We start from the raw sequence: 14,135 nt of genomic DNA on the forward strand, positions 1-14,135 counted from the left end.
AGAAAGGGACATCCGTTACGGATGTCCCTGCATTGTATAACGACTAGACGATATATTCAGCCAAGCTTCCGTTTTCGTCCGTATACTGGATAACAGACCGCATCGTGCGAAGATCGACGAAGAGCTCGCAGGCTGTATCTCCTTTTTTCCATCGCATCTTGATTTCTTCCGAAGTGTCCATCACCTTGAACTCCCCGTTAAACGCATCGTACTGGTTACGGAACCGAATCAGCTGCAGAAGCCGTTGTACGACATCCTTATCCAGCGATTGTCCAATCTCTTCCACTGTATAGTTGTGACGGTTGATTTCGCGTCCGTCGCCCGTTTGCGAGACCCGTTCGTTCTTGTTCTCGCCGGCCAACAGCCCGACGTAATAAACCTGCGGAATGCCGGGAGCGAAAAATTGTATCGCTCTAGCGGCCAAATAAGCGTCGTCATCGCAGCCGAGAACCGAGTAGTAAGTTCCGTTGATCTGATGCACGTCGAAGCCGTCCGGAGCTTTATGTTCCTCACCTAGGATCAAGCTGAGGTTGGCGCCTCTCTGCAGGCACTTTTCCACGACTGTCCTGGCTTCATTCGTATCGAAAAGATCGTCCAGATCAGGAATGATCGGAATGCCGTCATGGCAATCGAGCATGGTGAACTGATTGGAAGGACGGTTCCGCAGATAGTCGGCGAGAGCTCCGCCGGAGCGAGTCACCAGCGTTGCGAGGATCCGATAGGGCAGGACAAAGTCGTAAATCCAATATCCTCGTTCGGCTAATTTGAACTGGATCGAATAGTGGGCGTGCACTTCCGGCAACAGCTCGATGTTGTGCGACTTCGCCAGGTCCATGATCCAATCGAGGAAGCCGTAAATGTCCGGTTCCACGAAGAAGCAGCTGGTGCCCAGCTTCTTGATGACGTAACCGACCGCGTCTAAGCGAACGATCTTGACGTTGTTCTTGCTGAAGTTCCGGAAGAAGGCGGCCAGAAGCTCCTTCGTCATTTCCGATTGGATGTCCAGGTCGATCTGTTCGGAAGGATCCGTCTTGCCGAACGTGGTCCAGACTTTTTCTTGTTCGCCGTTTTTTTGGATCGTAAAGGTCGAATAAGGCCGCGGCCGACGCAGGAACATCTTGTCGATATCTTCCTGAACGGGTTCGCCGTCCGGCCACAGCTTGTCCAACGTGAGGAAGAGGTCCGCGTATTGCGAGTCGCGACCATTCTGAAGGAAGTCCTGGAAGTACTCCGATTTCTGAGAAATGTGGTTAACCATCAAGTCGACAAGTACATCGAAACGTTCGCCAATCGCCCGAACGTCTTCCCATGTTCCGAAAGCCGGCTCGATTTCCAGATAGGTCATCGGCGCGAAGCCGCGGTCTCCCGAAGAAGGGAAGGGAGGAAGGATGTGGACCCCGCCCGTGAAGATGTCGGTAAAATGAGCGTTCAGCACTTGGTTTAACGATTTTAAATCCCCGCCGAGCGAATCGGGGTACGTGATCAACTGCACCTGATTTTTCAGTGCCATGGGAAACCCTCCATATGTCGTACAAAGTTAGTGGCATGGCCATTCAATTACGATAACTCTATTCGCGGCCATCGTCAAAGGTATGGAATTCGGAAAATTAACGCATATTGTCAATGTAAGTAATTTTCCTCAGAAGGTGATAAAGGATGGGCAAAATCGCGTTGACGCTTGTGATCATCGGAGCGTTGAATTGGCTTCTTGTCGGCTTGTTCGAGTGGGACCTGGTCTCGGCATTGTTCGGGGGAGATTCTCATCGGGAATCCTCTTGGTTCAGTCGAATTGTTTATACTTTAGTCGGGCTTAGCGGGTTGATCAGTATCAGATACTTATTCGCGGATGATGCAAGGGTAAGAACGTAAGAAGGTTGCGTTGGTCAGGACAAGTACATTTAGGATAAGAGCCACGCTTTGCGTGGTTTTTTTGTTTTTGGAAAAAAATGCAACAAACCTGCAGCCTATGCGTCTAACGATTGGAAAATCGATTATGGCTTCAGGGAGGTATACGATTATTAAAAGAAAGATTTTTGCAGCCTTCATGGTGTTTATCCTCGCGGCGTCCCTTTATCCTCGGCACGTTAGTTTTGGCAAGGAAAACGGCAATTTTAAAGTCATGGGATACTTTTCCGAATCCCCCGCGTTGATGGATTCAGTTGATGATGCTGTTCAATTTGACGGAATGACCCACCTGATCTACGCTTTTTTAAAGCCGGCTTCGGACGGTTCTCTCTATCCCATTGGCAAGCCCGAAAGATTAAAGGAACTGGTGGATAAGAGCCATGCGCATGGAGTGAAAGTCGTCATCGCCGTCGGAGGGGTGTACTACGGGAAAGAGCGGCTGGAAGGCCACTTTGAAGCGCTTGCCGGCAATGACGAAGCCCTTGGACGGTTTACCCGGGAAGTGCGGGATTTCGTTGAGGCCTACAACCTGGATGGCGTGGAGATTGACTGGGAATACCCCAATGCCAAATCTTCGGACGAGTTTGAACGTGTTATTTTGGCCCTGAAAGAAGTTTTGTCCCCCATGGGCAAAACCTTGAGCGCGGCCGTGGCGGCCGCCGTCTCGGCAAATTCGAAAGCAGAATACATACAATCCGTGACCGATACAGCCCTTAAGAATTTGGATTGGCTGAATATCATGGCTTACGATTTGAAGGGAGGGGAGCACAGTCCCTACTGGTTGGCGGATGTATCCATACAGTACTGGAAAAAGAGGGGCGTGTCCGCGGACCGTATCGTTGTCGGCATTCCCTTGTACGCCAGACCAAGCTGGAAGCAATACAGGCATATTGTGGCTTTGGATAAAGCCAATGCTTATCTCGATTTCGTGCCGGGCGATAAATCGGACTCCTACAACGGTCTCAACACGATCCGTCAGAAAACAAGACTCTCTCTGAATAAAGGCGGCGGCATCATGTTTTTCGATATACAGGAAGACACCCGGGATGAAACCAGCGCTCTGAAAGCTGCATTGGATATGATCCACAGGTACGAACTAAATAAGCCCGACGATTATTTTATCGTGGTGGACAATCGCGAGTTGCTGTACTCGCCGGAAGAGAAATTGGGAATGCCTTATACGGATGTTCAGAATCGACTTCAGATCCCGGTAAGGAAAGCGCTGGAGACCATTGGAGCCAAGATCGAATACGAACATGCCTCTCGTACGGTCACTGCCATTCTTGAAGACACAACGGTTAAGATCCGTATCGGAAGCGATATATTAGAAGTAGACGGTAACAAGGTGACGATGGACACCAAAGCAGCGATAAAAGACGGGCTGACCTATTTGCCCTTGCGCTGGGTATATGAAAGCTTCGGCTACAAGGTGATCTGGTACGAAAGCAGCAAAAGCGTTCTGGTGAGTAAAAACTAGTTTTAGAAGTAAGCATACATTCGTTTTTTTCATTGGAGGCGTGCACATGAAGGGATGGATACAGGCGGGAACGGTAGATGAGCTACACCAACAAGGTCCGAAACTGATCAAAGGGGGCATCGTTGTATTCCATCACGAGGGCCATGTGCACGCGCTTGATAACCGTTGTCCCCATCTCGGTTTTCCGCTTCACATGGGAAGTTTATGCAACGGAATTTTGACTTGCCATTGGCACCATGCCCGGTTTGACGTATGCGGCGGCGGAACGCTTGACCCGTGGGCGGACGATGTTCCCGTTCACGAGATATCCATTGATGACGGCATGGTGTGGGTGAACCCCAATTCCCGTAACGGCAATCAAGTTCAAATATATAAAGACCGCCTTCTGAACGGCCTTGAGCAAAATATCGGCCTCGTCATCGCCAAAGCGATTGTCGGATTAATAGAAGCGGGCGTTACCGAAACGGAAATCGCAGCGATCGGGATCGAATTCGGTGTGAAGAACCGCAGTCAAGGATGGGGCTCCGGATTGACGATTCTGACTGCGATGGCGAACGTTCTGCCGAAGCTTGATAAACAGGGCCGTATATTGGCGTTATATCATGGTTAACTGAGAACGGCGCGCGACTCGTCCGGCAATGGAATGCGTTTCCTGCTCGATCCGCTGCCGAATACGGACATCTCGGAAGAACGATTAACCAAATGGTACAGGGATTGCATGGAGGTCCGGGATACCGGCGGAGCCGAGCGGGTACTGCTTACGGCTTTGCAGAGCGGGAGCGATGAAAACGGGCTTTTCAAGATGATGAGCCAGGCGGTAACGGACCATTATTACATGAATGGCGGCCATGCGCTGGATTTCCACAACAAAGCATTCGAGAGCTTGAATTATGTCGGGAGTGAGCAGCGTAAATATATTCTCGCATCGCTCGTTCCGATGTTCGGTGACGCCCAGCGAAGCGAGGAGCTTTACAGCTGGCAGTCTCCGGTTAACCTTGTACAGCCGTTGAAAGAAGTCTTCGAAGAATTGTCCCGAATGGGGGAAGTGTCCGCGGAAAAGCGGATAGATGACGATGAGCTTCTGCAAGTCTTGCTCGGAGACGATCCGTTTACGACGATCCGCGTATTGAAGGAAGCATTGTTCGGCGGCACCTCTCCGGTGCGCATCGCTCAAATTACCGCGTTGGCCGCGGCTGAACGGATCGTTCGATTCCATACGCAAAACGATTTTGGGGATTGGATTTCGGTGCTGCACACCTTTACGCATGCCCACGCCGTTCACGAAAGCTTGATCCGATCATCGGATCCATGGATAGTTCGCGGTATTTTCCATTCGGCAGCCACGATTTACCTCGACCGTTTTTTGAATATTCCACCTGCGCCGAGACCGACCGTTGCCGTACCGTCCGATCCGATACCGAACTCTGAGGAACTGCTTGATATTCTCGATAAAAGGCAGCAGGTGGCGCAAGCAGGAGCATGGGTAACCCGCTATTTGCGCGGCGGCGGTGAACCGGAGCCCCTATTCAATGTATTGGGTCATGCACTTCTTCGGGAAGATGCCGATTTCCACACCTTTCAGATGTACGAGGCTGCTTTGGCGGAATTTGACCACTGGTCTTCCGAATCGGGTTCGTTCGCCGAGAAAGCCCGCGAAACGCTGATTCTCGCGATTACCCGTTATCTCGCGGCGCATGCTCCGACAGCCCGCGAAACCCCTCAAACGGCAAGGATTGCATGGCGCCTCCATCGCGGCGAGAAATTGTTTGAAGAGGAGTAAAGTGGAGCGGGCGCAGCTTCGTGGTGGAGAGTCTATACTGCCGAAGTAACACATATGATTCGCCTACAATATGATGAGCTATAAACCAAAGAGGTGAGTCAATGGCAGTCGTTAAAGCCAGGAAACAGGATATTGATATGTTGGCGAGGTTGCTTCGAGCTGAAGCCGAGGCTGAAGGCGAAATGGGCATGCTCCTTGTTGGCAATGTCGGCATTAACCGAATCCGGGCGAACTGCTCCGATTTTAAAGGAATCCGGACGATTCCCCAAATGATCTATCAGCCGCATGCGTTCGAGGCACTGCAACATGGCATGTTCTATCAAAGCGCGAGAGACAAGGTACGCCGTCTCGCTCGACGGGCTGTGAATGGGGAGCGGAATTGGCCGGCGAAATTCTCCCTATGGTATTTCCGTCCCGGAACGTACCAGAACCCCGGGCCATGTCCGCCAACTTGGTATAATCAACCGTTCGTTGGACGTTGGAAGAAGCACTGTTTTTATCAGCCGACCGCGGAAACATGTGAAAATGTATATAACACGTTTTGATGGAGATCCGCGCTGGGCGCGGATCTTTTTTTATGGATTAAAAATTCCGATCCAACAATATCCCTGTTTGTTCTGCCATGACTCGGGGAGGTAAAGGCATGCCATTTTTAAACCACCATTCCACGGCTCCCACGACCGCAGCACCGAAAAATTGAAGCAAAACATCTTGGTTTAAGCCTTGATTCTTTCCGTCGGATAGATCGACTCCAACCTCATACTCTTGAATGACCAATTCGAGGAATCGGCTGCAAAAATGTGCAGAATTATGGCGAGCATAGCTTCTTCCCGGTATTTGGCGGAAAAATATAGTAAAATATTGAATGGTCGATAGAGAAAGGAATGACGAATATGGAATACGTAAAATTGGGCAATACGGGCTTGGACGTATCCAGGCTTTGCCTTGGCTGCATGAGCTTCGGCGATGCGAGCCGGTGGACGCATCCATGGATTCTCGACGAGGAACGCAGCCGCCCGATCATCAAAAAAGCTCTTGATCTCGGAATCAATTTTTTCGATACGGCCAACGTGTATTCGACTGGAGCGAGCGAAGAAATTGTGGGCAGGGCCTTAAAGGATTACGCGAACCGGATGAGGTCGTCATTGCTACGAAAGTTCATTTCCGCATGCAACCGGGACCTAACGGCGCCGGGCTTTCCCGCAAGGCGATTTTGAGTGAAATCGATAAGAGCCTGAAGCGACTCGGAACCGATTACGTAGATCTGTATCAAATTCACCGCTGGGACTACGACACGCCCATCGAAGAAACCATGGAAGCTTTGCACGATGTGGTGAAGGCAGGGAAAGCAAGATATATCGGGGCATCGGCGATGTTTGCTTGGCAATTCCTCAAGGCTCTGCATGTTGCGGAGAAGCATGGCTGGACCCGATTCGTGTCGATGCAGAACCATTACAATCTTCAATACCGCGAAGAGGAACGGGAGATGCTCCCACTCTGCAAAGAAGAGAAGATCGGCGTGATTCCATACAGTCCGCTGGCATCCGGAAGATTGTTGCGCGATCCGGGAGAAACGACTTCTCGATCTGAAACCGACCAAGCCCAGAAGTCGAAATATGACGCGATGACGACAGCCGATCGGCCGATCGCGGAACGGGTTGCAGCCATCGCGGCGCAGCACGGCGTTCCCCGCGTACAAATCGCGCTGGCCTGGATGTTGCAAAAGGAGACCGTAACATCTCCTATCATCGGCGTGACGAGTTTATCCCAGCTTGAAGAAGCGGTACCGGCACTGTCGGTCAAGTTGACGCCGGAAGAAATCGCAACGCTTGAAGAACCGTATGTGCCTCATCCCGTCGTGGGCGCCTTAAAATCTCTTTCGTGAAAAAGCGGCGATCACATCAGAAGAGGGGGATGTGGTAAAATAGTGACGTCAACGTTGGAACAAAGTGGGGGAGACGTAGTGAAATACTATTATTACTGGGTTGCGCTCGTCGTGTTTGCGTTGGACCAGATTACGAAGAAAATCGTCTCCGGTACCATGCAAGTAGGCGATCAGATTTCAGTGATCGGCGAGTTTTTCAAAATTCAACTATATAAGAACAACGGCGCGGCATTCAGCATGTTGCCTAACCAGCAGCTGTTCTTTATTGTAATTACGACCGCTGTCGTTATCGGCATCATATGGTACATTCAGAGGAATCGGAATTCGGGAAGAACTCTGCTTCTGGCGGCGCTAGGATTGATTCTCGGGGGCGCAATCGGAAACCTGTTCGACCGGGCGCTGTATGGAGAGGTTGTCGACTTCTTCAAGCTGACATTCGGCAGCTATATCTTCCCGATTTTCAACATTGCTGACATCGGAATCAACATCGGCGTGGTACTCATCCTGCTGGATACGATTCTCGACGGACGGTACAAGAGGACAAATGTCCAGCGAAAAACCGCAGAAGATCGCCCTTAAGCTTGAGAAATCAAGCTTTTTTGTTTGAGCAAACTTTCATACCTGAAATATTGGACCTATTGTTCCAAAAAGTATATACTGTACCTACGGAAACGGAGGTAGAGCCATGGGACGCTACAAAGAGTTTGATAAAGAAGCGGTGCTCCATAATGCGATGCTCGTTTTTTGGAAGAAGGGATACGAAGCGGCAAGCATTCCCGATTTGCTGGAGGCCATGGATCTTAGCAGATCAAGTCTGTACGAAACGTTCGGGGACAAACAAACGCTTTATATCGACGCGATCAACTGGTACAAGAAGTGGAAGCAAGCCAAACGGGACCTCCTCGTCAATGCGACTTCCGCAAAATCGGGTATTCGGCAGTACTTCGAGGTACACATCGATTCCGCCTTGGACGGCGATTCGCCGAAGGGCTGTCTCATTACGAATGCAGCAGTCGGCATGGACTCGCCGGATGAGCAACTGAATGCGTTGATCAGAGAGCGGTTTGACGAGTTGGAGAAATCCTTTTACGAGCTGCTGCGCAAAGGTCAGGAGACGGGAGAAATCATGCCTGAGAAAGATATCAAGACTTTATCTTATCTGCTCACAAACCTGAATCATAGTATAAATATCGATGCGAAGGTGCGGGGGGACCACAGCAAGATGCAGCAGATGATAGACATGGTGATGGAAATGCTTTAGAACATTTTTTTTGCACATTCCGGAACGACTGTTCCAGAATATTTCTGGTGAGTAAAGGGGACTTTTTATGCAATCAGCTTCCATTCCAACGGAAAAATCGATTTCGCCATCGCTGATTTTTATCCTGGCAATCGCTTGCGGTATCATAGCGGCAAATCTTTATTATGCTCAACCATTGATAGGCTCTATCGGTTCGACCATCGGGCTCTCCGCCGGGGCTGCCGCACTCATCGTTACGTTGACTCAAGTCGGCTACGGGATCGGCTTATTATTTATCGTACCGCTGGGAGACATCCTGGAAAATCGTAAGTTGATCCTTTCATCATTGCTCCTAACAGCCGTCGTTTTGACAGGTGCCGCTGTAATCAAAAGCCCCATTCTCTTCCTCACCGCTTCACTCGTGATCGGAGTAGGTTCCGTAGCAGCGCAAATCCTTGTGCCGTATGCGGCTCATCTTTCGCCTGAAGCCGTGCGCGGTCGGAATGTCGGCAACGTCATGAGCGGTCTGCTTCTGGGGATTATGCTTGCGCGTCCCATTTCAAGTTTGGTGGCGGAGTATATGGGCTGGCGCGCCATATATTTCATCTCCGCAGCATTGATTTTCACGTTGGCTCTTGTATTGGCAAAGGCACTACCCTCAAGGAAGCCTTCGACCGCTACAGCTTACCCGGCGCTGCTGTCTTCCATGCTGCATCTGCTGAAGACGACACCGGCATTGCGCCGGAGGGCCATTTATCATGCTTGTGTATTCGGGACATTCAGTTTGTTTTGGACTACAGTTCCGTTGGTATTGACAAGTCCGGCGTTTCATTTCACTCAGAAGGAAGTCGCTCTGTTCGCATTAGTCGGGGTAATGGGGGCAATTGTAGCGCCAGCGGCGGGCCGTATGGCAGACCGTGGATGGGTTCGCCCGGCTACGGGATGGGCACTGGCCATCGTTATCGTTTCCGTGCTGCTTCCCTTGCTGGTTCCATCAAGTTCTGCACTCGCAGTCCCCATCCTCGTAGTTGCGGCGATTTTACTTGACATGGGGGTTTCCGCCAACATGGTTCTCGGGCAGCGGGTGATTTTCTCTTTGGGGGCGGAATTTCGCAGTAGGCTTAACGGTTTGTATATGGCCATTTTCTTTTTAGGTGGCGCTATCGGCTCAGCGGCAGGGGGATGGGCTTACGCAAAGGGGGGCTGGGAGGCGGCACTGCTGATCGGAATCGCCTTACCGGCCATCGCCATAGTGTATTATGCGACGGAGTTTTTGAGAGTACGGAAGCAAAATCTAATTGATTGAGGAACAGAGTTGAGTAATCCACACGTTCAAAGTTAACGGGAAACGTTAGTTCAAAAATGCCGGCCAACGTGGCCGGCATTTTTATATGCTGAAATGAGAAGGCTGATTTGAAGAGTCAGAGGACAAGAACCGCCTATGGTTATCTCATTTATTACAAAAATATTGTATTAAAAACTGTTTTAGTTGATATTCCATTGAATCATTCAAAAATATTGTAACAAAAGTTGACTTTTCCTGAAAAAAGTCGATATACTCACGATGTATTACAATATTTTCGGAAGAATAGAGGTGATGAGACAACGGTATCAGGTGAAGATCATTACGATCATTCATCTATGAAAGCGCTTAAACCAAATCGATGAGGTGATAAGTTGATGTTGAAACGAAGTATAACGGTTTTGCTGTGTGTGCTGCTCTTGTTTGCCTCTCAGTCGGCATTCGCCTATAAGAATCCAGCATCGCTGCCGGACGAATGGGGACAATATGGACTTGGCGACCCTTACGTGCTGAAGTTTAACGGTACTTATTATTTGTATGTGAGCACGAGAGATACCGATATCGGGGTCAAAGTGTGGAGCTCGCCAGACCTTGTCAATTGGAGCTATGGAGGATTGGCTGCTACCGATCCGGTTACGAAAGGAGCCTACGCTCCTGAAGTCGTATATTGGAACGGATACTTCTACATGTATACCTCTCCAGCCGGCAATGGTCATTACGTACTGCGCAGCGAGAGCCCGACCGGTCCGTTCACGGTGCAGACGGGCAATTTGGGTCATTCGATCGATGGCGACGTCTTCATTGACGATGATGGCAAGTGGTATTTCTATCATGCGGGCGGATCGGGAATTCTCGCGGCTCCGATGCCTACGCCAACGACGATTGGCAACGACATCAGTACAGGTGCGAGCATGAACGGTTGGACGGAAGGCTCTACTTTGTTCAAGCGCGACGGCAAATACTATATGACGTATACCGGCAACCATGTATTCAGCAAAGGCTATCGGGTCGACTACGCGGTTAGCACAAACCCGCTCACGGGATTCGTGCGTGATAAGGATAACCCGATTCTGATTAGTACGGAAGGTCCGACCGTCGGTCTCGGCCATAATACGGTCGTTATTGGCCCGAACCTGGATGCCCGCTATATCATCTACCACAATCTCGAAGGAAAGGGCATTGTCGGCCCTCTTCGCCATATGGGGATGGACCGGATCGTGTTCAACGGGGATAAAATGTCTGTGCTCGGACCGACGGCAACCGATCAGCCGGATCCGGAGATGCCGGATTTCGAAGACCGGTTCAATGGCGCGGAACTCAGCCCGGCGTGGACGAATGAGGACGGTGCCAGCTGGAGGATTGATTCCGGCCTTCTGCGGATGCAAGCCGCCGGTAATAGCAGACTGTTGACCACTGCTGCGGCCGGAAACAGCTATACGGCAGAATTTAACCTGCACCTGGCTGATTCCAGCAATATCGGTGACTCGCGGCTCGGAATCGTATTTTCCTACAAGGGCGATAACGATTTCGGCACTGCGTTGTTAGATCCGGGGAGCAATTCGTTGCAGACGCAGTTCCGGGTGAACGGCGTCGATCTGGGATGGGTGGCGAGCTCGCTGCCAGATGGGTACGATTATACGAAGCTGCACAATATCCGGGTTGAGAAAGCAGGAGATACTTTCAAGATCTACGTCGACGGCATGCTGAAGCAGACGCGCAGCGTGATGCTTGGCGGCGGCAGCATCGGTTACGTCACGGAGAACGCGAAGGCTAATTTCGGTTATGTCGCTTTCAGCAACGATGTGAACGGCAGCAGCGATTTTGACGCAGCGAAACCGGTTCCGGGTCAAGTTGAGGCCGTTCATTACCTGTCAGGAGGCGAAGGGGTCGGGTACCACGACCAGACACCGGGTACAATCGGCGAATACCGCGGTGATGGCGTTGATACCGGCAAAGCAAATGACGGCACCTCACATGTCACCGCTTTCGAGAAGGGCGAATGGCTGCAATACCGGCTGAACATCGCGGAAACAGGCAAATACGATATCGATCTTTCTTATTCGGATGCAGCCCTGGGCAGCAAGGTACAACTCACTCTGGATGGTGGACAGCCGTTAGGCGAGTTTGAGCTGGCAGAAGACACTGATGCTGAAAATGCAGGATGGCAAACCGCTCAGTTGAATGGTGTAGAACTGCCGGCAGGTGTGCATATCTTGAAGGTCGCTGCCGTATCAGGCACGATCTCGCTGGACAAGCTGACGTTCCATCGACACGTCGACGTTCCGGTTCTCTATGATAATTTCGATGATGGCCAGGATGACGGCTGGCAGCGGTATGAAGGTTTCTGGAGCGTGAAGAGCGACATTGCCGAGGAAGAGCAGGCTTACGACGCTTATCATCCAATCCCGGGTGCGATTGGTACGGTGCATTATATCTCCGGCGGTGAAGGCGTCGGTTATCATGATAATACACTCCAAAACATCGGCGGCCAGTACCGGGGAGATTCCGTCGACATTCGCTCCAATCCGGTCAGCGGCGGTTACAACGTCGGCTGGAACCAGGCGGGCGAATGGCTGAAGTTTAACATTGACGTAGCGGAAGCCGGAACCTATAACGCAGAGTTTAAAGTGGCTACTACGCTGGATGGAGGTCAGATCCGGCTATGGCTGGACGATACGACGGATCTTACCGGCGTTGTAGACATTCCGAAGACCGGTGACTGGAACATCTGGAATGTGGTGCGCAAATCCGGCGTTACACTGCCGGCAGGCAAGCATACGCTGAAAGCCGAGACGGTCCGCGGAGAATTTGATTTTGCAGGTATTGCGCTGACGAGGACGAATCAGCCGATACCCGTTCCCGGCATCATCGAAGCCGAGCATTACAAGCCCGGCGGTGAAGGAGTAGGCTACCATGATTTGACTCCTGCGAATATTGGGGGCAAATACCGCAGCGATAGCGTCGACATTCGATCCGCTGCTTCCGGCGATCAGATCGTTGGCTGGAATCAAACAGGCGAATGGCTCAAGTACAACATCCACGTCGCGGAAGATGGTATGTACGATCTCGACTTGTGGGCAGCGACGACGTTCACAGATGCACAAGTCCGGTTATGGTTGGATGACACGACTGATTTAACAGGCGTACTGGGCGTCCCTGCTTCCGGTGACTGGAATAAGTGGAAGTCGGTGAAGAAATCCGGCATCCTGCTGCCGGCCGGCGATCATGAATTGAAGGTCGAAATTGTTAAAGGCGAGTTTGACATGACGAGACTGTCGCTCACCCAATTCGATAAGCCACACGTATTGCCCGGCTTTATCCAGGCTGTTGATTATAAGACGGGCGGCGAAGGTACGGGCTACCATGATCTGACTCCCGCTAACATTGGTTCGGAATACCGGAATGATGCGGTCGATATCCGCCGTAATGCAGGCGGCAGCTACAATGTGGGGTGGAACGCTACTGGCGAATGGTTAGCCTACAGCGTAGATATTGCCAAGGCCGGAGTGTACAACGTTGATTTCGTGACCGCTACATCGATGGATGGCGCGAAGGTCCGGTTGTGGCTCGACGATGCAACCGATCTAACCGGTGAAGTCGATGTTCCGAATTCCGTCACCTGGGAGAACTGGGCGACAACAACGAAGCAAGGCGTCTATCTCCCGGCGGGCACACATACCTTGAAGGTCGAAACGGTAAAAGGTGAATTCGACTTCCAAGGAATACGAATTCATCAAAATCCGGTCGAACCGAAGGTTGCTCATACCGGCGAATATCAGGCAGCGGTTGGCAGCTTCGCGAAGACGATGATCGGGGATGCCAATTGGTCGGATTACAGCGTGGAGTCCGATATCAAGCTGATTAGCAATTCCGGTGACGGAGGCATTCTGTTCAGGGCGAGCAACCCGGCTCACGGCACGGAGCTGAATCAGAACAATGCGGACTTCGTGCAAGGATATGTCGCGTACCTGAACAAACAGGGCGTTCATCTCGGCAAGTTGAATTACAGCTGGACCTATTTAACTGGGGTGCCGCTCGAGGTGAAGACAGGCGAATGGAAGCATGTCAAAGTCGTTGCGCAAGGTGCCCGCATTCTAGTGTATGTCGATGATATGAGCAAGCCGGTTATCGACTATACGGACCGCAGCGGCAATCCATTTACACACGGCAAGGTCGGCATGCGGACGTTCATGAACGAAACGAGCTACGACAATTTCACGGTTCTTCCAGCCCCCATTAACGCTCCTGCCATCGGTAAACTGCTGGATTGGTTTAGCTCAGCCGGACAGTTAGACGAAAAGACGTGGAAACTGCTGGATAAAGAGCTTGAGCATGCAACAGATGCGGTCACCAAAAATAAGCCGGACTGGAAACAGGGGATCAAGCATCTTGAGAATTTGCTGAAAGAGCTGAATAAAGAGAAGAAGCAGCAAGAGGTGTCCGATCAAGCAAAGACAACGCTCAATCGGAGCATTAACGCACTCATTGAGGTGTGGAGCGCTATTCTGGGCAAGTAACCGACTATGCCCTTTCAAGTGGCGACTA

At 51.2% G+C, this 14,135-nt stretch carries 11 protein-coding genes and 1 pseudogene; 10 read left to right on the top strand and 2 right to left on the bottom strand.

Features of this window, described 5'->3' with window-relative positions; all coding sequences use genetic code 11:
* Positions 1–43: 43 nt before the first annotated feature.
* The gene (gene gtfA / locus EAV92_RS07355; RefSeq protein WP_123040465.1) at positions 44–1,510 is read right to left on the bottom strand and encodes a sucrose phosphorylase; all 1,467 of its coding nucleotides are present in this window, start codon (positions 1,508–1,510) and stop codon (positions 44–46) included.
* Between the two features lie 146 nt (positions 1,511–1,656).
* Between gtfA and EAV92_RS07360 the strand changes: the two genes are divergently transcribed.
* The 5 genes from EAV92_RS07360 (at position 1,657) to EAV92_RS07375 (ending at position 5,707) form a co-directional block, all read left to right on the top strand.
* The gene (locus tag EAV92_RS07360; RefSeq protein WP_123040466.1) at positions 1,657–1,869 is read left to right on the top strand and encodes a DUF378 domain-containing protein; all 213 of its coding nucleotides are present in this window, start codon (positions 1,657–1,659) and stop codon (positions 1,867–1,869) included.
* A gap of 52 nt (positions 1,870–1,921) precedes the next feature.
* Positions 1,922–3,382, top strand: coding sequence for a glycosyl hydrolase family 18 protein (locus EAV92_RS07365; RefSeq protein ID WP_164472661.1), 1,461 nt, complete (start codon positions 1,922–1,924; stop codon positions 3,380–3,382).
* 46 nt (positions 3,383–3,428) lie between these two features.
* Positions 3,429–3,992, top strand: coding sequence for a Rieske (2Fe-2S) protein (locus EAV92_RS25105; protein WP_338134401.1), 564 nt, complete (start codon positions 3,429–3,431; stop codon positions 3,990–3,992).
* A gap of 33 nt (positions 3,993–4,025) precedes the next feature.
* Complete coding sequence (locus tag EAV92_RS07370) at positions 4,026–5,162, top strand: hypothetical protein (RefSeq protein WP_338134402.1); 1,137 nt, start codon at positions 4,026–4,028, stop codon at positions 5,160–5,162.
* Positions 5,163–5,263: 101 nt separating this feature from the next.
* A complete protein-coding gene (locus EAV92_RS07375) occupies positions 5,264–5,707 on the top strand; it encodes a cell wall hydrolase (RefSeq protein WP_123040468.1) in 444 nt (147 codons plus the stop codon).
* 37 nt (positions 5,708–5,744) lie between these two features.
* Here the strand turns inward: EAV92_RS07375 and EAV92_RS24435 are convergent, their stop codons facing one another.
* Positions 5,745–6,152, bottom strand: a complete 408-nt coding sequence (locus EAV92_RS24435) for a TetR-like C-terminal domain-containing protein (protein ID WP_164472662.1) — start codon at positions 6,150–6,152, stop codon at positions 5,745–5,747.
* Here EAV92_RS24435 and EAV92_RS07385 point away from each other — a divergent pair.
* The 5 genes and pseudogenes from EAV92_RS07385 to EAV92_RS07405 all read left to right on the top strand — a co-directional run bounded on the left by EAV92_RS07385 (position 6,116) and on the right by EAV92_RS07405 (position 14,107).
* A pseudogene (locus EAV92_RS07385) lies at positions 6,116–7,047 on the top strand (aldo/keto reductase). The gene EAV92_RS24435 and the pseudogene EAV92_RS07385 sit on opposite strands and share 37 nt — an antisense overlap.
* 78 nt (positions 7,048–7,125) lie before the next feature.
* Positions 7,126–7,626, top strand: coding sequence for a signal peptidase II (gene lspA / locus EAV92_RS07390; protein WP_123040469.1), 501 nt, complete (start codon positions 7,126–7,128; stop codon positions 7,624–7,626).
* A gap of 106 nt (positions 7,627–7,732) precedes the next feature.
* On the top strand, positions 7,733–8,308 hold the full coding sequence (locus tag EAV92_RS07395) for a TetR/AcrR family transcriptional regulator (RefSeq protein WP_123040470.1): 576 nt from the start codon (positions 7,733–7,735) through the stop codon (positions 8,306–8,308).
* A gap of 67 nt (positions 8,309–8,375) precedes the next feature.
* Entirely contained in the window at positions 8,376–9,593 is a 1,218-nt protein-coding gene (locus tag EAV92_RS07400) for an MFS transporter (RefSeq protein ID WP_123040471.1), read from the top strand.
* Between the two features lie 374 nt (positions 9,594–9,967).
* Positions 9,968–14,107, top strand: a complete 4,140-nt coding sequence (locus EAV92_RS07405) for a carbohydrate-binding protein (protein WP_123040472.1) — start codon at positions 9,968–9,970, stop codon at positions 14,105–14,107.
* The last annotated feature ends 28 nt before the right edge of the window (positions 14,108–14,135 follow it).

The sequence above is a fragment of the Cohnella candidum genome (genome assembly GCF_003713065.1).
In the GTDB taxonomy this organism is placed as follows: Bacteria; Bacillota; Bacilli; order Paenibacillales; family Paenibacillaceae; genus Cohnella; species Cohnella candidum.

What these genes read in the sequence shown, in the direction of transcription:
- gtfA (WP_123040465.1), bottom strand. Translation starts at nt 1,510, where the DNA reads ATGGCACTGAAAAATCAGGTGCAGTTGATCACGTACCCCGATTCGCTC.
- EAV92_RS07360 (WP_123040466.1), top strand. Translation starts at nt 1,657, where the DNA reads ATGGGCAAAATCGCGTTGACGCTTGTGATCATCGGAGCGTTGAATTGG.
- EAV92_RS25105 (WP_338134401.1), top strand. Translation starts at nt 3,429, where the DNA reads ATGAAGGGATGGATACAGGCGGGAACGGTAGATGAGCTACACCAACAA.
- EAV92_RS07370 (WP_338134402.1), top strand. Translation starts at nt 4,026, where the DNA reads ATGCGTTTCCTGCTCGATCCGCTGCCGAATACGGACATCTCGGAAGAA.
- EAV92_RS07375 (WP_123040468.1), top strand. Translation starts at nt 5,264, where the DNA reads ATGGCAGTCGTTAAAGCCAGGAAACAGGATATTGATATGTTGGCGAGG.
- EAV92_RS24435 (WP_164472662.1), bottom strand. Translation starts at nt 6,152, where the DNA reads ATGGATGCGTCCACCGGCTCGCATCGCCGAAGCTCATGCAGCCAAGGC.
- EAV92_RS07395 (WP_123040470.1), top strand. Translation starts at nt 7,733, where the DNA reads ATGGGACGCTACAAAGAGTTTGATAAAGAAGCGGTGCTCCATAATGCG.
- EAV92_RS07400 (WP_123040471.1), top strand. Translation starts at nt 8,376, where the DNA reads ATGCAATCAGCTTCCATTCCAACGGAAAAATCGATTTCGCCATCGCTG.
- EAV92_RS07405 (WP_123040472.1), top strand. Translation starts at nt 9,968, where the DNA reads ATGTTGAAACGAAGTATAACGGTTTTGCTGTGTGTGCTGCTCTTGTTT.